Annotated in this window: 18 protein-coding genes, 1 tRNA gene and 3 pseudogenes; 12 read left to right on the forward strand and 10 right to left on the reverse strand. The window is 28.9% G+C overall.

Features of this window, described 5'->3' with window-relative positions; all coding sequences use genetic code 11:
- Positions 1–18: 18 nt before the first annotated feature.
- The 5 genes from rplS to DK405_RS10425 are packed head-to-tail and all read right to left on the reverse strand — an operon-like array spanning position 19 to position 5040.
- Positions 19–393, reverse strand: a complete 375-nt coding sequence (gene rplS, locus DK405_RS10405) for a 50S ribosomal protein L19 (RefSeq protein ID WP_012460802.1) — start codon at positions 391–393, stop codon at positions 19–21.
- Entirely contained in the window at positions 390–1154 is a 765-nt protein-coding gene (gene trmD / locus DK405_RS10410; protein ID WP_045912311.1) for a tRNA (guanosine(37)-N1)-methyltransferase TrmD, read from the reverse strand. The genes rplS and trmD overlap by 4 nt, the downstream gene beginning before the upstream one ends.
- Positions 1155–1200: 46 nt before the next feature.
- Positions 1201–3051, reverse strand: a complete 1851-nt coding sequence (locus DK405_RS10415) for a hypothetical protein (protein ID WP_045912312.1) — start codon at positions 3049–3051, stop codon at positions 1201–1203.
- Between the two features lies 1 nt (position 3052).
- On the reverse strand, positions 3053–3616 hold the full coding sequence (locus DK405_RS10420) for a DUF2497 domain-containing protein (RefSeq protein ID WP_231967798.1): 564 nt from the start codon (positions 3614–3616) through the stop codon (positions 3053–3055).
- 50 nt (positions 3617–3666) lie between these two features.
- On the reverse strand, positions 3667–5040 hold the full coding sequence (locus DK405_RS10425; protein WP_045912314.1) for a TolC family protein: 1374 nt from the start codon (positions 5038–5040) through the stop codon (positions 3667–3669).
- Between the two features lie 197 nt (positions 5041–5237).
- Between DK405_RS10425 and DK405_RS10430 the strand changes: the two genes are divergently transcribed.
- From DK405_RS10430 to traF, 3 genes are all read left to right on the forward strand, one after another.
- Positions 5238–5312, forward strand: a tRNA-Cys gene (locus tag DK405_RS10430).
- A gap of 71 nt (positions 5313–5383) precedes the next feature.
- Positions 5384–6313 (forward strand): site-specific tyrosine recombinase XerD, encoded by a 930-nt coding sequence (locus DK405_RS10435; RefSeq protein ID WP_045912315.1) that lies wholly within the window; start codon positions 5384–5386, stop codon positions 6311–6313.
- Between the two features lie 334 nt (positions 6314–6647).
- Positions 6648–7124, forward strand: coding sequence for a conjugal transfer protein TraF (gene traF, locus DK405_RS10440; protein ID WP_045912316.1), 477 nt, complete (start codon positions 6648–6650; stop codon positions 7122–7124).
- On the opposite strand, the gene DK405_RS10445 is transcribed toward traF, so the two are convergent.
- The gene (locus DK405_RS10445) at positions 7119–7841 is read right to left on the reverse strand and encodes an SURF1 family protein (RefSeq protein WP_045912317.1); all 723 of its coding nucleotides are present in this window, start codon (positions 7839–7841) and stop codon (positions 7119–7121) included. The genes traF and DK405_RS10445 overlap by 6 nt on opposite strands.
- Positions 7842–8080: 239 nt before the next feature.
- Between DK405_RS10445 and fabZ the strand changes: the two genes are divergently transcribed.
- From fabZ to radA, 3 genes are read left to right on the forward strand one after another with little or no spacing between them, the layout of a single operon-like run.
- Positions 8081–8566 carry a 3-hydroxyacyl-ACP dehydratase FabZ gene (fabZ, locus tag DK405_RS10450; protein ID WP_045912318.1) on the forward strand — a complete coding sequence of 162 codons (486 nt, stop codon included), beginning with the start codon at positions 8081–8083 and terminating at the stop codon, positions 8564–8566.
- 18 nt (positions 8567–8584) lie between these two features.
- Positions 8585–9157: an RsmD family RNA methyltransferase gene (locus tag DK405_RS10455; RefSeq protein WP_045912319.1), complete on the forward strand. Its 573-nt coding sequence runs from the start codon at positions 8585–8587 to the stop codon at positions 9155–9157.
- A complete protein-coding gene (gene radA, locus DK405_RS10460) occupies positions 9157–10512 on the forward strand; it encodes a DNA repair protein RadA (protein WP_045912320.1) in 1356 nt (451 codons plus the stop codon). Before DK405_RS10455 ends, radA begins: the two co-directional genes overlap by 1 nt.
- Positions 10513–10549: 37 nt before the next feature.
- Here the strand turns inward: radA and DK405_RS10465 are convergent, their stop codons facing one another.
- Positions 10550–11470: a DMT family transporter gene (locus DK405_RS10465; RefSeq protein WP_045912321.1), complete on the reverse strand. Its 921-nt coding sequence runs from the start codon at positions 11468–11470 to the stop codon at positions 10550–10552.
- Between the two features lie 149 nt (positions 11471–11619).
- Between DK405_RS10465 and DK405_RS10470 the strand changes: the two genes are divergently transcribed.
- Together DK405_RS10470 and DK405_RS10475 are read left to right on the forward strand one after the other, a co-directional pair.
- Entirely contained in the window at positions 11620–13518 is a 1899-nt protein-coding gene (locus DK405_RS10470) for a DUF3857 domain-containing protein (protein ID WP_045912322.1), read from the forward strand.
- Positions 13519–13563: 45 nt separating this feature from the next.
- Positions 13564–15492 (forward strand): DUF3857 domain-containing protein, encoded by a 1929-nt coding sequence (locus tag DK405_RS10475; RefSeq protein WP_045912323.1) that lies wholly within the window; start codon positions 13564–13566, stop codon positions 15490–15492.
- 682 nt (positions 15493–16174) lie between these two features.
- Here DK405_RS10475 and DK405_RS12910 read toward each other — a convergent pair.
- On the reverse strand, positions 16175–16330 hold the full coding sequence (locus tag DK405_RS12910) for a hypothetical protein (RefSeq protein ID WP_162563016.1): 156 nt from the start codon (positions 16328–16330) through the stop codon (positions 16175–16177).
- A gap of 184 nt (positions 16331–16514) precedes the next feature.
- Positions 16515–16754, reverse strand: a complete 240-nt coding sequence (locus DK405_RS10480) for a hypothetical protein (RefSeq protein ID WP_045912324.1) — start codon at positions 16752–16754, stop codon at positions 16515–16517.
- A 908-nt stretch (positions 16755–17662) separates the two neighbouring features.
- Between DK405_RS10480 and DK405_RS14620 the strand changes: the two are divergent.
- From DK405_RS14620 to DK405_RS16290, 4 genes and pseudogenes are all read left to right on the forward strand, one after another.
- Positions 17663–17758: pseudogene (locus DK405_RS14620) on the forward strand (IS5/IS1182 family transposase); the annotation flags it as partial.
- Between the two features lie 382 nt (positions 17759–18140).
- The gene (locus tag DK405_RS10490; RefSeq protein ID WP_045912325.1) at positions 18141–18404 is read left to right on the forward strand and encodes a hypothetical protein; all 264 of its coding nucleotides are present in this window, start codon (positions 18141–18143) and stop codon (positions 18402–18404) included.
- A 28-nt stretch (positions 18405–18432) separates the two neighbouring features.
- Positions 18433–19176: pseudogene (locus DK405_RS10495) on the forward strand (IS5 family transposase); the annotation flags it as partial.
- 16 nt (positions 19177–19192) lie between these two features.
- A pseudogene (locus tag DK405_RS16290) lies at positions 19193–19422 on the forward strand (hypothetical protein); the annotation flags it as partial.
- A 405-nt stretch (positions 19423–19827) separates the two neighbouring features.
- Here the strand turns inward: DK405_RS16290 and DK405_RS10500 are convergent.
- Positions 19828–20892 carry an ankyrin repeat domain-containing protein gene (locus tag DK405_RS10500; protein ID WP_231967800.1) on the reverse strand — a complete coding sequence of 355 codons (1065 nt, stop codon included), beginning with the start codon at positions 20890–20892 and terminating at the stop codon, positions 19828–19830.
- Positions 20893–20906 lie beyond the last annotated feature (14 nt).

The following is a 20906-nucleotide window of genomic DNA, read 5'->3' on the forward strand; positions in this document are numbered from 1 at the left end:
CATAAGGCTAATAATTCTTTATTGGTTATCTTTTGAAAAGATTTTTTCTCTAATTTTAGCTTTTCTGCCTTGTAGATTTCTTAAATAATATAGCTTAGCTCGTCTTACTACTCCTTGCTTGATTAACTCTATGCTGCTAATTAGTGGAGAGTAAAGCATAAACTTTCTTTCTATACCTTGGCCATGACTAATTTTTCTAACTGTAAATGATGAAGATATTGAACGATTAGCACGAGCAATAACAACTCCTTGATAAGCTTGAATTCTTTCATTCGCTCCTTCAATAATTCTTAAGTTGACTTTTACAGTATCTCCAGGTCTAAAATTAGGAATGCTTTTACCTTGAGTTAGTTTTTTTATTTGTTCTTGTTCAAATTGCTTAATTAAATTCATTTTGTGCTCCTTGAATTTTTGTTATCATATGTATTATCAATAATAAAATGAGGGCGTCTTTGTTTTGTAATTTTAATAGATTGATTTAATCGCCATTCCTTTATTTTCTTATGATCACCAGAAAGTAAGACTTCTGGCACTCTAAGATTACACCACACTGCTGGTCTAGTATATAGTGGATATTCAAGCAAAGTTACATTACCTTCATTAATTGTATTAAATGATTCCTCTAGTAATGTATTTTGATTTGCTATAACGCCAGGAAGTAGCCTTATACAACTATCAAGTAAAGCTAATGCTGCTATTTCTCCTCCAGATAAAACAAAATTTCCCAAACTAATTTCTGACACATTATACTTTTCTATTACTCTCTCGTCAATTCCCTCAAATCTTCCACAGATAATAATTATATTTTTTTGCTTAATAATTTCCTTAATCAAATTTTGATTTATAATGTCTCCTCTGGGAGACATATAATAAAGATAAGGCTTAGTATTTAAGTTAGTAAAAGTATTTAATGCATAATCAATTGCTTTTGCAAGAACATCAGCTCTCATAACTAGACCAGAACCTCCACCATAAGGTTCATCATCAACTTTTTTGTGTTTTGTGATACCAAAATCTTTAATATTAATAGCTTTATATGACCATATATTTTTCTTTAATGCTTTTCCAGCTAATGAATATTGCAAAGGTCCAGGAAACATTTCTGGAAATAAAGAAAGTATATTAGCATGAAAAAAGCTGCTGGTATTAAGCATTATTTGTAATTTATTTTTTATATAAAAGTGACAAGATATATCATTATCACTTATAGCATTTAGATATATAGGTATCTTTTTGAGTTAAATCTTGCATTTTTTTGGTTTTCATACGATGGTACTGAATTATATTGTTAACTGCTTGCCTTTTGCTTGCTTCTTTTCTGTAATTTATTTCCTTTTCGATTAGCTTAATATACTTCCAATCATCTATTAACTTTAATTTAGCTTTGTCAGTAAGTTGTCCTAACTCAATATCATCATTTTCTGCTGTTAATATTATTAATTCACGATCAAGAAACATACTTAACTCAACACTATCTCTAGGTTTAATATCAATTTTAGTTTTCGTAGTATCTATTTCTGATTCAGCGTTAGCGTTACTTGTCGTATCATAATCATTGTGCTGAGTAGAATTATCTGTATTGGATTGATTAGAATCTGTAGTTTGTATTGATGTTGACGATGGTTCAGCTTGTTTCTCTGAACTTTCATTTTGTGAGTTGTTATTGGTATCATGGTTGGTATTTATAGTGAATTCATTAACATCAGATGTATTTATATTTGTTTCATGATTTTCTAATTCAGAAATCATGGAAGTTTCGATATCTTGATTGTTATTTTGAATATCTAAGTTAATGTTATTGATGTCAGCATCATCTGTTTTTAATATAGTAGAAATATTATCAGTATTAGCAGTGCTAGAGTTATCGTTAGTTAGTAATTGAATAGCATCACTGTTAGTGTTAGAATCTAAGATAGAAGTAGACGTAGTATCATCATCAGTATCATCATCAGTATCATCAGTATCATTGTTAGTAGAACTAGTATCATTACTTAATGCTTGATTAGCATAATTATCAACAAGTGGAATAGAATTTTTATCAGGATTATGAGTTAAATCAATATCAGTAACATCTGAATTAGGTTCTGTATTGCTAGAATTATTATTATCAGCATTATTTTCATTTAATGTTGTTGTTAATGGTAGGTCAGGTTGCTGTTTTAAAGTTGTTTCACTGTTAATAGTTTCTTGTTGATTGCTTATCAATGATAAAGAGTTTGAGGTATCAATATTTTTTTCTTTGTATTCTTCAAAATTAAGGCTTAATGAAACTTTACTATCTTGATTAGTAGTTTGGGTTTGCTGCTCTAACTCACTTTGAGTATTTTCTAGTTGATTAAGATTATTAATAACTTCGTATTTGTTTGAAAAATCTTGAGTAGTGGATTGCATATTATGATGTTGCTCTCTTAACGATTGAGTAGGTACAGGCAACTTTAGTAAAGCGGTCAGATTAGTATTGTTAATTTTAGGTTTATGAGATTTAATGATTTGAGTTTGGTAACCTTGACTTGATGAGGTATAATCTTGCTTTTGAGAATCATCTCTATTAATTTGAGAGTATAGTTCTTGTGTTTGATTAATATTTAATTTTGTTTGCATATTATTATTATCTTGCATTTGAGTGGCTTTGAGTATGTCTGGTAACTCTGCAAGTTCGATATCAGTATTATCATCATCGTGTAATCTAGGTAAGCTATTGTTATCAAGTGTAATAAAATTATGCGATTTTGTATTCAATTGATTGCTTTCTAGTTTTTCGTTATTGCTTTGCAAATCATTATTAAAACTATTTTCAATATTCTGTACATTATTAGCTTCTAATTTATTTTGCTCACTTTCAACATTAAAACCAAAAAAAGATTTTATTTTATTCCACCAGCTATTATTCATGCTATTACTTAAGTCTGGATTATTGGTATCACTAGGCAAAGATATTGCTGGAAGGGCAGGGAGAGTAGTGACTGAGTTAGATGCAGTAGCGCTACTTGCAGCTATTAAATTTAATAATAAAATAGTAATTAAACATATTAATTTGCTTTTAACTAACATTTTAATTTCTTTGCTTGTTTGATTGATTAGTCTTAGATAATTGCTGCCTTACTTCTTTTGCAACAATAGGTTCAACAATAGATTTTACTAAATCAGATAGGTGATTATCAAGCCATTCAGATAGTTTTGGCTTTAGTAATTCTATTACTATATCTTCTATAGTTTGATTGCTACAGATAGAAGTATTTTGATTCTGCTTATTAATATTGTTATGTATTTTCTTTGGTGATTTTTGTTCTTTTGATTCAATTTTAGTAGAAGTAGATTCAGGAATTAAATTAACTACATCTGCAGTGATATTAGGTAGGTGGTTTTTAACTATATTACTACTACTAAGTTGAGATGTATTAATATTAACTTGCTTATTTTGATTAGGTATACTGATTATCTCAGTTAATACCAAAACATCATCATCTTCATTATTATCTATTGCATTGTTGTTGTTTAAAGAATCGGTATTAACTATATCATGATTAATTGTATTTTTAATAGAGTTTAAAATTTCTTCAATTGACTGATTAGTATGTTCATTATAATCTTCATTTTCTTTATGGAGTTTAGTCATAAACATTCTCCTCTTGCTACTTTAGAATTTTATTAAACTTAAAGAGTAGTTTAAAGTGTTTTTTTAAATTTCTGCTTTTGCTCTGGAATAAAGTAATTCACCTTTAAATTTAATGATTTAGCAGTTAATTTATTAGTTAACTGTTTTATTTTATACATGTGCTTTAAAAGAGCAACATTAACTTTAATATTTTCAATTTTAGAATCATAGAAATTATTTTGGGCTTTTAATAAATCTGTAATACGTATATTGCCTAACTCATATTCATGTTGAGTTGCGGATAAAGCAATAGTAGCAAATTTAACATAGTCGTCGGAGTATTCAATTTGTTGTTTTATGGAATTGTATTGTTTCCATTCCGAAGCTACAGACATCTTAATTTGTTCTAATTTATCTTTATACTGACTTATCAGCATATTAAGAGCTCTTATTTCAGTTCTAGAATCCAAAAATGCTGTATTATGATTGAATATCGGTATTCTCATTTCAACGGCAAAAGTTGCAGTACTACGTTCTGGCTGAAAAGGCAAAGGGCTAATTACTGAAAATTGTGCATTTATTTTAGGTAAGACAGCTGCTCTGCAAAACTTGACTTTTAATTGCTGTTCTAATATTTGATTTTTATAGTAGTTAAGCACAAAACTGTTATTTAGAGCTGAGTTCATTAATGCAGTTTCACTGTTTTCTAAATCATTAGATATCCTTGGTAACTCTATATTACTAGGTAGTATACCAAAAAAATTGTAGAATTTTTTTTCCAGGTTTTGTACTGCAGTAATGCTTGCTATGTGTTCAGATAAAGCTTTTGATAATTGAACTTGTGCATTAGCTACACTAACACTTGTACTTTCTCCTAAGTCTAGCTTTTGTTTTTCTATTTCAAGCATTTTTTGAAAATAATGCACCTTTGCTTCATATAGTTTAGATGTTTCAAGAAAAGAATAATAGTTTAGGTAGGTTTCAATACCTTCATATATTAATTCTTGTTCATCATTATAAAATTTCTCCTTTGCAGCATAGGATTTTTGCTTAATAGTTTTAAGCTTGATTATGTCCTGTCCGCCATTAAATAAATTATGTGAAATTGTTAGTTCAGCTTTAGGAGTAAACACGTTAGGTGATTGCAAACGATGTAAATTATTAGTTGCAGGAAACCAGTCATTGCTAAAAAAACGATTGCTTGGGTTATGATATCTTTCACCAGATACTACTGATGCATGTACTTCAGGTATGAAGCTTGTATAAATTTTTTGGTACTGATTTGCTTGTTGTAGAAATTCATCTTGCAATAGTTTAAATTTAACGGAATTTTTATAAGCATTGGTTAATGCTGTATTAATATCAATAGCGCTACATGAGAAACTACAAGTTAGCAATATACTGCATAATATTGCTACACTATATTTTTTTAATAAAGTTAACATTTATTGTTAGATTTTTTATATTACTATGAATTTTTATTAATGCTTATTTTATTATAAATACTACAATTACTAAACTTATTTATGAGTAATTGTCTAAATAAAAAGTGTATTATATAACTATTTTATCATAAAATCTATTGAGAAAAATATTGTTTTTATTGCTAATATTCTTTATAAATATTGCTAGTAGAATTTATGGCTAGGTAGCAAAGTGGTTAATGCCGTGGACTGCAAATCCTCTACCGCCGGTTCGATTCCGGCCCTGGCCTCCATTGCTTGCTTGTGACTAGTCTATCTGATAATATTAATAGACAGATTAATCAAGTTAAGTATAAAGAAAATTATGGACTTCTTAGAACAATTCCTTGAGACTGTTTTAGCTGAGAAAAATGTTTCAGCTAATTCTTTATTAGCATATAAGCGCGATCTGAAAGATTTTAGTGATTTTCTTAAAAGTATACAGCTACAAAGCTCGCTAGCTGTTACTACAAAGGATATTGATTCTTTTATTCAGCATCTTCTCAGTAAAAATCTTAGTTTTAGATCTATTGCACGTAAAATATCTACTCTAAGGCAATACTATTTGTTTTTGTTGACAGAAAATGTAGTTCAAGCTGACTTAGTGACTAATATTGAAGTGCCGCGTTATAGCACAAAATTGCCAAAAATATTATCTATTAAAGAAATCAAAGTGCTAATTGATTATTGTTTCAAAGATACTACTGCTGAGGGTATACGTACATTAGCGATGATTTGCTTGCTATATTCTACTGGTCTTAGAGTATCAGAATTAGTTAGTGTGAAAATTACTGACTTAAAATTTGATCATAATACAGGTAAAATCAAGAATCATTTTGTAATTTTAGGAAAAGGGAATAAGGAGAGATTAGTTATTATGAATGATCTTACTGGCGATGTAATATCTAAATATTTACCTTATCGAGATTTTTTTTCTCCATTCAAAAATGCTAAGAATAGTGTTTATCTTTTTCCATCAAAGGCTAAGCAAGGATATATGACTCGGCAAAATTTTGCTATACTACTTAAAAGCGCTGCTATCAATGCTGGTCTTTCGCCTGATAATGTTTCTCCTCATATATTGCGGCATAGCTTTGCAAGTCATTTGCTTGAAGGTGGAGCAGATTTAAAGGTTATTCAAGAGCTGCTAGGTCATGTTGATATTAGTTCTACTCAGATTTATACTCATGTACAGCCAGAAAGGTTGAAGCATGTAATAGAGAAATATCATCCAGCCAGCTTAAAAAAGTATTAAATAACATATTTAATTAATACTTTAGTTCGTTAATGATATGAAGTTATCAGGAAAGCGTAATACTGGTAATCCTTACGTTACATTTGATTTGGAGTGTGATGGAAACATGAATAATAAAACTACCGCGCCATCACCATCAACACTACCTTCGTGTGGAAATTGCTTTCGTACTTACCTATCAGCTACATCAATTATTATTGCAAATTAACAAATTGTGTATTTAACTTAACACTTGACAATCAGAAGCATTATATCAATGATATTAAAAAACTAAGATATCATTAATCCAATACCATTAATTTATCAGAAATTCACAAATAAAACTAGATTAATTATGAAAAGACTATCATTAATATTACTATTTCCGGTATTTTGCGTTCTTTTTACAGATATATGCTGTGCTAATTCTTGCAATATTACAGACGATACAACCTCTAGAGCTACTGTTAATGCTAATAATAATATCTCAGCAGAGCAAAAAATCAGCAACCTAGCACAACGTTATTCTTTAATTCTTGTTACAGACCCTAGATGCAGGTATTGTCAAAGTTTTAAGCCTACATTTTATCAATTTGTTGAAAAATATAAATTTAAGAATGATGTAATTCAAATAAGTATGTCAAATATTACTCAAACTTACAGAAGATTAATAAATAAAATAAAAGCTGTACCTACAGTAATATTACTTGATCAATCTGGTGATCAAAGTACTATATTTAGTCAAGGCAATGTATCATTACAATATTTAGAGCAAGTAGCTATTCAAGCATGTGAAAAAATATCACAAAAAATCAACTCTGAAGATCTATAAATCATCATATATATTAGCATGAAAGCGAATATAATACATTACTGAAACTATAATTGCTAAACAAAACCATACGAGTGCATATTGTAAATGGTTATTTTGAACTTTATCTATTACGTTTGTTTGCAATGGAATTATTGTACTGTCAACTTGAGAAGCATTAGTTTGTAACAGATAAAAATTGCTAATCTTATTGGCATATTGTTGGCCAATATGTTTTATAACATCATCCTTATCTAGTGTTAACCAAATATTGCTTTTCAAATTATTACTAGGGAGTAATGCACCTTGTTTTTCAAGTTCAAGCACAATTCCCTCAATTTCTACAGATGGTTGTTTATCTTGATTTGTTGAGGCATTTTTTAAAAAATAGTCTTTATTTTTCTCAGCAATAGCTCCACGAACTACCATTATTATATTCCCTTCATTGGTTAATAATGGTGATGCTAAAGTATATTTCTCTTTATATCTGCCATATAAAAATAAATTCTTACCTGCTAAAAATTGACCCTTTATAACAGCCCTAGAAAATAATAAATGTCTTGAAGATAAGTTAAATACTTTATTTAAATTAATAGGAATAGAATCTTTATTGTTAACAACTTTACTTAGCAACTCTTTTTTTACATTTAAGCGATATATTTGCCAAACACCAAGAGCGCAAAAACTTACTACTACTATTGCTGTAAAAATAGCTGGTATCAACCTTTTTATAACCATTTATAATCTCTAAATAATATTTATGTAATAATTTGCAGGATAATATATAATACCTAGTAAAAGAGCAACTAAATATAAATCAAAGCAGTTATAAAACAGTAAAAACTATCATAAAAGAAACAGCCAGAACTAAAACTTTTCATATTATTATAAAGACTCAAATTATTAAAGCCATTATTATTCTAGTAATATAGAGTTATTAAACAATCTTAAAAAAATAATGTAGCAAAGATAAGATAATGTCTCAACAAAAACAACTATCAGAAAATAACTGTGTATTGAGCACACAAGACATCATTAGGATTATACCACATAGATATCCTTTCTTAATGATAGATAAAGTTATCAAACTAGAACCTGGTCAAGAAATCATAGGAATTAAGAACGTTACAGCTAATGAGCCACAGTTCGCAGGTCATTTCCCTAACAATCCAGTTATGCCAGGAGTTCTAACTATTGAATCAATGGCTCAGTTATCTGCTATTTTAGTAGCAAAAACTATTAAGTTTGATACTAAAAGCAAAATTTTCTACTTAATAACCATTGAAAACGTAAAATTCAGAAAAATAATTACTAGTGGAGATACCATGGTTATTACATCTAAAATTTCTCAAGCTTATAATAAGCATATATGGAAATTTAACGCAGAAGTTAAAATTGATGGTACAAATAACCTAGCTGCTGAAGGGACATTTACTGCAACTTTAAAAGATTTATTAAACTAATTCTAAAAAAATTAACTTATGATTCAAGTAATTTCGGGAAAATTTAAAGGACAAAAAATTCCAGTTATTAAAAATAATAATTATCGCCCATCCACAGCTAAATTAAAAGAATCTATGTTTAATATATTAGCTTCTCAGGCTTTTAAAACATCAGATAAAATTGTATTGTCTGAAGTACGAATGTTAGACCTATTTACAGGTACAGGTAATATAGCATTTGAAGCTTTGTCAAGAGGTGTTCAGCATGTGACTTTAATTGATATTAATGTTAATTGTTTAGTAGCAATTCAAAACCATGCTTGCAAAATAAACATATATAATAAAATGACTTTACTAAGGTTAGATGCTACTAATCTGCCACAAGCGCATCATAATTATAATGTAGTTTTCATGGATCCTCCGTTTTACAAAGGATTAATTAATAAAACTTTATTATCGTTAGATAACAAATCTTGGCTTGATAACAATACGATATTATTTATTGAATCAGAGTTAAATCATAAGTTAGTATTGCCAGTTAATTTTCATTTTCAGACAGAAAAAATTTATGGTAAAAGTAAGTTAACAATTTTACTTTATAAAAACAATTAATGAAAACGAAGAAACAATATACTTGCACTAATTGTGGTAGTATAAGCTATAAGTGGTATGGCAGATGCTCTGAATGTAATGAGTGGAATAGTATTATAGAAGATGTTATATCTAATAACTCTTACAATAGTAGCGCAAGTGTTACTGGCAATAATTTAACTATTAGTTCTCTTGATAAAGATATTGATGAACCATGTAGAATTGTCAGTTCAATTAATGAACTAAATAGAGTACTTGGCGGAGGATTAATTCCAGAATCAGCAATTCTTATAGGTGGTGATCCAGGCATTGGCAAATCGACCTTATTACTTCAGTTATGTGCTCAATTATCTACTTCATCTACTTCTTGTTTTTATATTTCTGGCGAAGAATCAGTTAATCAGATCAAGCTTAGAGCTCAAAGATTAGGTTTGGTAAACACGCAAATTAAACTTGTTTCTGCTACTAATATTCATGATATCATAGCTACCATTAAAGCAAATAGGCAAGAAATTCATCTAGTTGTTATTGATTCTATACAAACAATTTATAATCCTGAAATTACATCCATAGCTGGTACAACATCGCAAGTTCGGGCGGCAGCACAAATGTTAATATCTTTAACTAAATTAATTGGTATAGCACTAATTATGGTAGGTCATATCACTAAAGATGGACAGCTAGCTGGGCCTAAAATTCTTGAGCATATGGTCGACACTGTTTTGTATCTTGAGGGTAGTTCAAATTATCAATATAGACTTTTACGATCGATAAAAAATCGATTTGGTAAAACAAATGAAATAGGTGTATTCACTATGGAACAATCTGGATTAATAGAAGTATCAAATCCATCTGAAATGTTTATACTCAATACTGAAACAAATTATAGCGGCACTAGTGTTTTTGCAAGTATGGAAGGATCACGTCCTATTCTAGTAGAGATTCAAGCTTTAATATCACCTTCACATATTCCAACTCCAAGGCGTTCTGTAGTTGGATGGGATAGTAACAGATTATCAATGATACTAGCAGTATTAGCTGTACGATACGGATTAACTCTTACATCTTATGAAGTATATTTAAGCGTAGCAGGCGGATTAAAAATTACAGAACCAGCTGTTGATCTGGCTGTTGCTGCTTCCTTGATTTCTGCAGCATCAAACCAACCATTACCACTACACAGTATTTTTTTTGGAGAAATTAGCTTATCTGGAGAAATTAGAAAATCTACTCAATCGGACCTTAGAGTTAATGAAGCTGTAAAGCTTGGTTTTAAAAATATTTTTTGTGCTGATTATAGTAATAATTCATCAACTAATTCAGATTATAACATATATAACATCAAACATATTAAGCAGCTAAAAAATATCTTATGACCAGCTAACATAGAATACTAATATTATAACAGCTATCTCATAAATCTTTAGCTTTAGAATTATTTGGTGCCACGTTAATTAAATAAGCAGAGAATATAATTATTATGCTGCCTATTGCTGTTGATATAGTTAATTGTTCTTTAAACACTATTACTTCAATCAATGCAGCAAATAATATTCTGATATATTGAAATGGAGCAATAAGTACAGGTGTGGAATATTTAATAGCAGTAGTACTGCATAATTGAGAACTGATTCCTAGTATGGCAATACCGAATAAGATTGCTATATCTTGTGTACTTAATAAAGCAAATGTTGATAAATTATCAACATTTAATATCAATAGACAAAAAGAAACAATAGAAGTACCTAAATAACCATATAATAGAATGGTTATTGTGGAGTCATGCTTAGACAAAATTTTTGTAATAATTGTACAATTCGCTGCCAGTATATTTGCTAACAAAGCAGCAACTATAGCTAATTTGGAAGTACTATCAATTGACTCAGATAATATTGGTGATTTTATTATTACTAATGTAACTCCTAAATATCCTATAAGTATTAATCCCCATTTTAAAGGTCCAATAGTTTCTTTTAAAATAATTTTGGAAAAAATAGTAATAAATAACGCTTCTGTCATTCCAATAGATGTAGCTAGCACTACAGATAAGTTACGGTATGCATAATAAGTAGCAAACATTGCGCCAATTAACAAAATAATTCTTAAAAAATGAATATAACCTTTATTAGTACTTAATGATCGTGTTTTATGCTTTGCTAAAAATGGTATGAATAAAATCAAACCACAACAACTCTTAACAAACACTATAAGTAATGTTGAAATATCAGAGGGAAGATTTTTAGCTAACATCATTGTAATACTTAACAACAAAGCACTCAATGTTGCTAAAATAATAGAGATGATTTTGATATTACATTTGATAGTAAAATCCATTATTGACAGTTCAGAAAAATAAATTACAATTAAGCATTCTGTAAACTAGCTATAGTATAAATCTTAATAGAATTCAAGGAAAGTTATTATAACTAGAAAAGTGTTCTTTAGTTTACACAAGTACATTTATATTTATTTTAGAGTTAAATATGTTATATAGGGTATTATTACTACAATTAATGTTTTTAATTGTAACAATCAATTCAATACATGCAAGATGGAAGTGTTATAATGACAGTAATTTAGAAATAATACACTTCGAACAAAATATTATAGTTAATAGTGATGGTTCCAGTGAAGAGATAATAGAGCAGCAGGTAAAAATCCTCAATGAGGCTGGTCGTGAATTTTTTACTAATTATATGCTAGAATATGATAGTGTACATTCTCAAATAGATATAATAATTGCTAAAACAATCTTCGAAGGAAAAGAATATAATGTAGATCTTAAATCAATTAAGAGCATGCCTTTAGCTAGTAGCAGGTATGGTTTTAAGCAACAGCAGCAGATTTTAATAAATTTTGCTAAAGTTGAAATTGGAGCAGAAATACATTTAACATATACGAGAAAAAATAAGACATTTGCTGAAAATTATTATAGTGACTTATTTGAATTTGGTACTAATGGCTGGCAACAAAAAGCACATATAAAAATTAATTCTGTATTACCTTTATATATTAAAATTAATGATCCACATAATGCCTTGAAAGTAAAAACAAGCTCCAAAGATAAGTTTCATTCAGCTGAAATAACTTTAATTAAGCCATTAACCACTGAGTTAACAAATGAACCTGAAAACTCATTATTAAGCAATCAGCTTAAAACGTGGGTATCTGTTGCATCTACTAACACATGGGAAGATGTAGCAAGCAAATTTACTGATGATTATTATAAAATACTAAATCAAAAATTACCGAAGTTATTTAAAACTATTGCTAATAAAGCACAAAAATATACAAAATCTGAAGATCAAATTAATTCTGTTACTTCAGATTTAATTCATGCAGTTCAATATCATGGAGATTATAGATCTATTAGATATGGTAGATTTGTACCATGGAACTTAGAACAAACAGCTAATGCTCAATTAGGCGATTGTAAAGATTTCTCAATTAGTACAGCAGCAATTTTACAAAACATAGGTTACAAAGTACAGCCAGCTTTTGTTAATAGAGGAGTACTGGCTTTTGAAACTAAATTATGGCTTCCTTCTGTAGAGCATTATAATCATGCAATACTTAGAGCAATAGATAAAGATGGCAAGTTATATTGGATTGATCCTACGAATTTTGTGAGTATGGCTGATGGGACTTTTCCTGATATCGCTAATAGAATGTCACTAGTATTAGATCCAGAAACTCCTAGCTATGATCAAATACCAAATATTAATCCAAATCATTCTCAGATGATAATAGAAGAGTCGATCTCAATGGCTAAAAACAATTCAGCTTACTGGAAAGGGAAATTAATACTTCTAGGAGAGCAAGCATATTCAATAACTGGAGCAGAATTGAGATTTTCGCAACAGCAGATAAAAGATTTGATTTTTAAATGGGCAAGTGGTTCTTTTTTAGAAGATGGCGATAAGATCAAAATTATCTTACCAGATCTGACATCAAGAACAGTGAAAGATTTAACTTTTGAGTATGAATATAACAAGCCTAATTCCCTATTTAAATCTAACATGGGTTCAGTATTAGTACCACGGAATTATTTATCTCATATTTCTAATGCAGAGCCAGAGCAGATTGGTGATCTTTTTTTAGGTTCTCCATGCACTTTTATTCATCGAACTGTAATAAAAGATGTTAAAATAGAAAATATTAATGTCTTTAATTTTGAAATTGATACTCCATGGGTTTACATTCAAAGATCCTGTCAATATCAAGGCGATGATACAGAGATTACAGTTAAAATGATACTTCATAAATCTTTAGTATCAAATAAAGATCTAAAAAGTGATATATACAAAAAATTAAAAGACACTATTAAACAAAACTTTGAATCAACAGCAATAGTTTTTGATGATTCTAAAATGATGAAATAAAGATACAGCATACCCTATTAAATAAAGCAGCTATTAAGGTAACTTATGATATATAAAATCTTTAGAACTTTACTACAATTAGTATTATTAGTAATATTTATTAATCCCTCAAATGCAGAGTGGCAAAATTTAGACGATAGTGCAATAGAAATCAAAGCATACAATCTAGATATAGCCATCGATAAAGATGGATTAGAGGAATATTCTGTTTATATGCATGCCAAAATTCTTAAAGAGCAAGGTCGTATGTTTTTTGCTAGCTATCGGTTACCATATTTATATAGAGAAAATATTGATACAATAAAAATATTAAAAGCTCAAACAATCTTGAATGGTAAAAAATATAATGTTTCTGCTGATTCTATAGAAGATAAACCATTAGCTGCTACAGGTCTTGATAATGATATCTATAGACAGATATCAGTAACTTTTCCTAAACTAGAAATTGGAACAGAAATATTTCTAAAGTATAAGGTTACTTCTAAGTCTCCACTTGAAGGAGACTATAGTGATATTCTAGGATTATTACCATATGGCTATCATAAAAAAATGCAAATCAATATTAATTCGAAATTACCATTGGATACTAAAATTAATGATCCATATTGCAACCTACGTGTTAATACCAGTACTACAAAAATTAATAATGATGAACATACCAGTTCTGTTAAAATAACATTACTGAAGCCATTAACTAACATGTTAAAAAATGAACCAAAAGATTCTGTTCTAAATGAACAATATAATACTTGGGTTTCTGTCTCTACTATTAACAAATGGGAAAAATTGGGAGATAAATTAAGTAAGGATTACTTTAAAGTTATTAATCAACCGTTGCCAAAACTATTTGCTGCTATTGCTGAAGATGCAAAGCAGTATTCAAGTTATACAGAACAAATTAACTTTGTTACTTCAATATTTAATGAAAAAATACAATATATTCCAGGATGGCGTTCAACTAATGGTAAATTTATTCCTCGAGACTTAATTAAAGTTATAAACTCTGAAAAAGGAGATTGTAGAGACTTTATCGTTAGCATAGCTGCTATACTAAAAAATATAGGATATAAGGTGTATCCAGCTTTAATACGTGCAGGAGAAATCTTTACTGCGCCAGTATTGCATCTTCCTAATTTTTATAGTTTTGATTATGTAATACTTAAAGTGATTGATAAAGATGATAAGATATACTGGATTGATCCTTGCAATAGTTTAAGCATGGCTAATGGAATGTTTCCTAAGATTGCTAATAGAATGGCATTAGTACTTGATCCAGAAAGATCAAGTTATGAACAAGTATCAAGTATTGATCCAAAACATTCACAAATAATCCATGACAGTACTCTAGAAATAGAAGGTAATATAACTAATTGGAAAGGTGCAATAAGTTATATGGGAGAAAACTCAGCTATTTCACTGCACAATAAATTGCTTTATATGTCTCAGCAACAAATCAAAGAATCATTTTTTAATGATATAAGTGGCATTTATTTAGAAGAGCATAATAAGAAAAATATAACTTTACCAAGTGTTAATTTGAAGCTGCCAAGAATAGTTAAGGATGGGACCATTGAGTATGAATATAATACTGATTGCCAAATAAAAAAAACTAATGCAGGACCTGTTTTATTTGCTTCTATAGGATATAACTCAGTTTTTAACAATATAATCAGTGTCGCTCCAAAACAAATAGGAGATCTTTTTCTAGGTGCTCCTCATACAAATTATAACAAACTTGTAATCAAGAATCTAAAACTTAAAAATATTGATCATCTTAACTACACAATTGATACTCCATGGATTTATGTTGAAAGATCATGCAAGCATCAAGGTAATGATACAGAAATCATATCTAAGATAGTTATACGACAGTCTTTAATACAAAATAATGATTTAAAAAGTGATGTATATAAAAAGCTGAAGGATGATATTGAACAACACTTTAGTAAAACTGCAATAGTTTTAGTTGAGTGAGATATCAAAAAAGCTTATTATAATGCATAATAATTAATAGTTCAATTTTATTACATTTAAAGTAAGAAAAATTGAATAAATTAATTGACATTAAGTGTGCAATATAGTATAACTTTTTGAAGTTATACTATACTTTGAAACTTAGCATAACTTAGGCTTATAGCTGTTATATTTATTAGGTAACATGCCTAACTTAAAAGGTTAACTGTTTAGTATAATTGATTGTTAGTTGAATTTTTAGCTTTACTGGTCAACATATAGGTTAGTTTCCATCTTCAGACCTTCCTGTTACAGACCATATGTTGACCAGTAAAGCTAAAAAAATTAACTTCACTCTAAACTACTGTATTAAAGACCATGTATTTTTTATAGTATGACACATTCATTACAATTAAACAACCACTAATTCACGATTTTTAAAATTATTTATTTTAATTTTAGCTTGCATAACAAACACTGTCAACTATTAAGAAAGATATAAGAAACAGCACGCTAAGAATACATGGTAAATAAAACTATTACAGCTTTTTCTATGTATAGCTTAATTCATAAATATGGTTACACTTTGTAAAGTGCAAAAAACATCAGCAAAAAAAGTACTTAAATTAAGTAAACTACTTTAAGTATACTAACCCAGTATAAAACAGTTATGTTATATACTTTTTGAAAAAGGTATTTAAAGTCACAGTGATATTTCATTCTGTTTGATTTTGCTTAAAGCAATTTTTTTCTCAGTAAGATTAAAATCAATAGAATAAGTCGATAAATACTCTAATATATATTCCCATCTTTTTCTATCATATGCTCCTGTAACATTAGTTCTTTTTGATAAATACAAATCATAAACGGCAATAACATCTCATGCCTTTTGCTGCATATAGTCATTTACAATGAAGTTTGCGTATAAAATATCATGTTGGTAAATCTTATGATGCTATTGTCGCTTTTTCTATGCTCAAACTTCATTATAAATAACTATATCAGTGAGTTCTACGGTATACTATGAACAAAAAACCGCTCTCTCATCTATTGGCTTTGCACCTTTTTATCTTATCATGAAATTTTAATCTCTTTGATTTGCCACAATAGCAAGTAAATCCAAGAAAATTATAACTTGCGATCTTCTTGCTTTGTTTGGCTAAATTTGCAGCATGGTCTCTACCAGATTTTATCATTTGTGATTTAGCTTCATCGATATTTAGCCCATACTTATTTAACATTTTATGCAAAACATCATAAAACTTTTTTACATCTATTTTCATTTTCAAAGACAAATACCATATCGCCGCAATAACTCATCATTCCTGTTTGTCGAATTAAGTTCTCTTTGCTGATTTTGGGAAACAAGCTATCTATAACATAATGCAGAGAGATATTAGCTAAGATTGGTGAAACAATTGAGCCTTGACGGCAACCTTCTTTGTTAGTAATATAGTACCATTTTCTATAATTAGCGTTTCAATAGGTATCCTTAACAGCAATACTACCAAACGTTATCAAGAATACTATCAATCATTGCCTTAGTAGACTCAGTTATTGTGTATATCTACCTTATTTTATATGTTATTATTTTAACATATAAAAATTTAACCTATAACGATACCATCGTCAGTATATCTCAATATTCCAGTTATTACTACTTCTTTCGTTAACCATTCACGCTAAAAAGTAATAGATATAAAATGGCTCATAGCGTAGTCTATGTAATTTGCGTTACGCTAAGAGAATACTGAAAGCATTTGAACTTTTGTAAGCTCTATATTTAACAGAAAAACTATCTCAATCTCAATCATTACTTAGTAGTAAAATTATAATTCAAACGGTAAAAATAGCAAATATTTATATCGCAAAATAATTTAGTAACGCGAAGGTGAGGTTTTATATGACTGATAAAATCAATGATTCAAACAATTTCAATAACATTTAATAAAATGAGTTAGCATCTTTTGCCAATATATTTTAAGTATTTCTTAACAAAAATTTATTCATATACTAAGTATTTCTGATATTGCTACCAGAAACACTTAAAATGCATGATTAGAATAAGGTAGTATATGAAAAGAAGATATAATGTAATAAAAAATCCCAAGTTCAATATAAGAAGATATGTTAGAGTATATTTGGAATAAGGATTATAAGAATAGACCTCTTTTGAAACTGGTTAAGGTAGTTCAAAATTATTGCTGATAAATATCGAAATATACGTAAAAGATTCAATCTTAGATTTAATTTGATCTCTGGCATTGATAATTTTGAACTACCTTAACCAGTTTCGAAAGAGGTCTAATAAATTAACCGGAATATATGATATAGTCATTTGCAATGAGGTGTGAGCATAGAAAAAAGCTACAATAGCATCATAAGATTTACCAAATTGAGTAATTTGATTTCTAATCCCTCTCTTAATATTAGCCTAAAACTTTTCTATCTGATTTAAATCTGGAATGTAGTAGAAAAATAACTTTACAACCAACAGACTCTATTAACTCTTTAGTTTTTTGATTTATGAAACGCTGCATTATCCATTGCTATCAATTTAGCAGGCTTTAACTCCTTAATTAATATCTCTTTGCACTCAAGCTTCAAATAATTTTGTATTACATACATACACCATTGTTACTTTTTTCTATGCTCAAACCTCATTACAAATGACTATATATGTATATGTTCTTCATAATAATGGTGTAGGCACAGAAAGTTCTAACATAAGTGTGAAACGGAATGCAGAGCAAGACTGTTGTACTACAACATGTAGCTACAAAAAAAATGTTACTAACTTAATAGAGCAGCTTAGCCTAGCTAAAAACATACTCTATGCATTCACAATTATAGCAGAAGGTGCTGAAATAGCATTGAGCTTGCAACAGGCATGCATTAGACTTCTTTCGAAACTAGAGAATGATGTAGAATAGTGTTATAAAGATCTGATTTGAGGTAATAATGAAATTCGATCAGATTAAAGAGTAAAAGGATGAAAAATTTAGTCGATTAACAGGAGTAAGGAAGGAAACTTTTCAAAGATGGTGGATATTTTGAGGAAAGCTGATGGCCTTAGAATACCTTAGAGGATACCGTACTTATTTCCATATAGGTCAGAACTATGGGATTAGTGAAAGTTCAGCATATAAAGCTGTAAAATGGGTAGAAGACACCCTAGTTAAACACCAAAACTTTGCTCTTCCAGGTCATAAAGCTCTAATGAAGAGTGATATGAATTCTTGATTGATGCTACTGAGAGTCCTATAGAAAGACCTAAAAAAACAAAAATTCTATTATTCAGGGAAGAAGAAAAGGCATACACTAAAAACTCAAATAGTGGTAGATAAGAAAACGCGCCAAGTAATATGTACAGATTTTTCTAACGGTAAAAAACATGACTTTAGATTATTTAAGAAATCCAAAATTCTTATCCATCCTAAGATGAAAGTGATTACTGATACAGGATATCAAGGCATACAAAAAATTCACAATAATTCTGAATCACCAAAGAAAAAAAGCAAGAAAAATCCTTTAACTAAAAATGATAAAAAGAATAATCGTAGGTTAGCAGCAGCAAGAGTTGTTAATGAAAACGTTATTGGTATGCTAAAACGGTTCAAAATTATTGCTGATAAATATCGAAATAGACGTAAAAGATTAGGTCTTAGATTTAATTTGATCTCTGGCATTTATAATTTTGAACTACGTCAACCAGTTTCGAAAGAGGTCTATTATTACTTCAAATCAGATTTTTATAACACCATTCTACAATGCACTAAAAAAACATATGCTTTTAGAGCATACTTGATACCGTTATCCTTTTAATTTCTTTGTTCATATAATTTCTTCTCTTGCTAGTTATTTTATTCTATCTCCAAACTTTATCCATATCTTATTTCTTCTTCTATCTCCTTATCCTATTCTAGCGTTTATAGAGTTTATAAATCATAAACCAGAAGATGAAAATTTAGATATATTATCATGCGCTGGAATTGTCTTTGAAGAAGTAAACTCTATCTCCGCTTGTATGATTGTGTAGAAAAGTTAGCTAGCTATTATACACCATTGTTGCTTTTTTCTATGCTCAAACCTCATTGCAAATGACTATATATTGTGATACATCTTCTGTTAGTTGATCAATAGAGATTTTGTTTAAGCTCTGTTTCTGTTTTTTACGGCAATATATTTTTACTCCATACATATACTGTATTTTTTCCTACACCAAAACTTTTTGATTTTGATACTGTTTCAAAATTGATTTTCTATCTTACCTTTGTAGCCAGTATTTTTTCTGAACAATCTATAGAATATGTCATACTAATTATTATAACTGTTTTATAGTAGCTTGGCTATATATCAACTTATATCTAACTCAGATTCACTTTGAGTTGATATACCTCCGCAAGCTCCATGTAATTCTAAATTACCATCTTGTAGCAAAGATTCTTCTATATTACTCATATTTTTTAATATCTGATCGTTAGCTTCAACATGCAGTAGTTGATCTGACAACTGTAGCTTATGTCTCTCTAATTGCACTAATTCTATATAGAAGCAAAGTAAGTTTTTGTTTAATCGAAATTCATAAGCTAGTTGTGATAACAAAGTTTTAGAATTCACATTCTTAATCAGTTTATTAAAATCATCAAAGGTTCTATGTCTGTTTTGAATAAAATGACTTATAGCCATAGAGTCATTTAGCCGTTTATCTGACAAAACTTTGTTTTCAATAAAATATCCAGTATTTTTCAAAAAGTTAGCTGTGTTTAATAAAGCGTTTACTTTTTGAACAGTTATTTTATTCTGCATTGCAGTTACTATAGCTACTGAATAATCAGTAGCTCCATTTTGCACTAATAGTTTAGTAATTTCATAGTTATCCTGCTCAATCGCTACATCTAATGGTGTACCTAACTTTCCATCTCCTGGAGATGTATTGTAATAATTTACATACATTTGATGTTTTAATAATACTTTTATGGATTCCATGTAGTTTTGTTCAATACACTGATGCAGTAAAGTCTTAAATGTTGAGCCTAAGTCCAAAGTATGGATTTTTCTTCCTGCTTTAGTTAGAAGATAATCTGTCATTTTAGCAAATGTTTGATCACTAACTATTAATTCCTGTGTTATAGAATTAACTTCAGTTAATTCGTTGATTAGATATGATAAAAGTCTTACACAGAAAGTTAATGTAGATATTTCTATTTTTTTAAATTTATCTTCTTCATTTCGAAATTTATAACATATATTACACTCTACTTCATATTCCAATAAAAATTTTGTATGCTCTAAATGTCCTTTTACTACTTCTTGCTTTGCCATTTTCCATATACAGCGACCGGCTATAATCGCTTTTGCTTTTTCAACTTTACCATTGTCAAAAAGCTTGAAAATTAATTTTATGTGACTATCAGGCATTTTAAAAATAGGGC

It is taken from the genome of Orientia tsutsugamushi (assembly GCF_900327275.1).
Lineage (GTDB): Bacteria > Pseudomonadota > Alphaproteobacteria > Rickettsiales > Rickettsiaceae > Orientia > Orientia tsutsugamushi.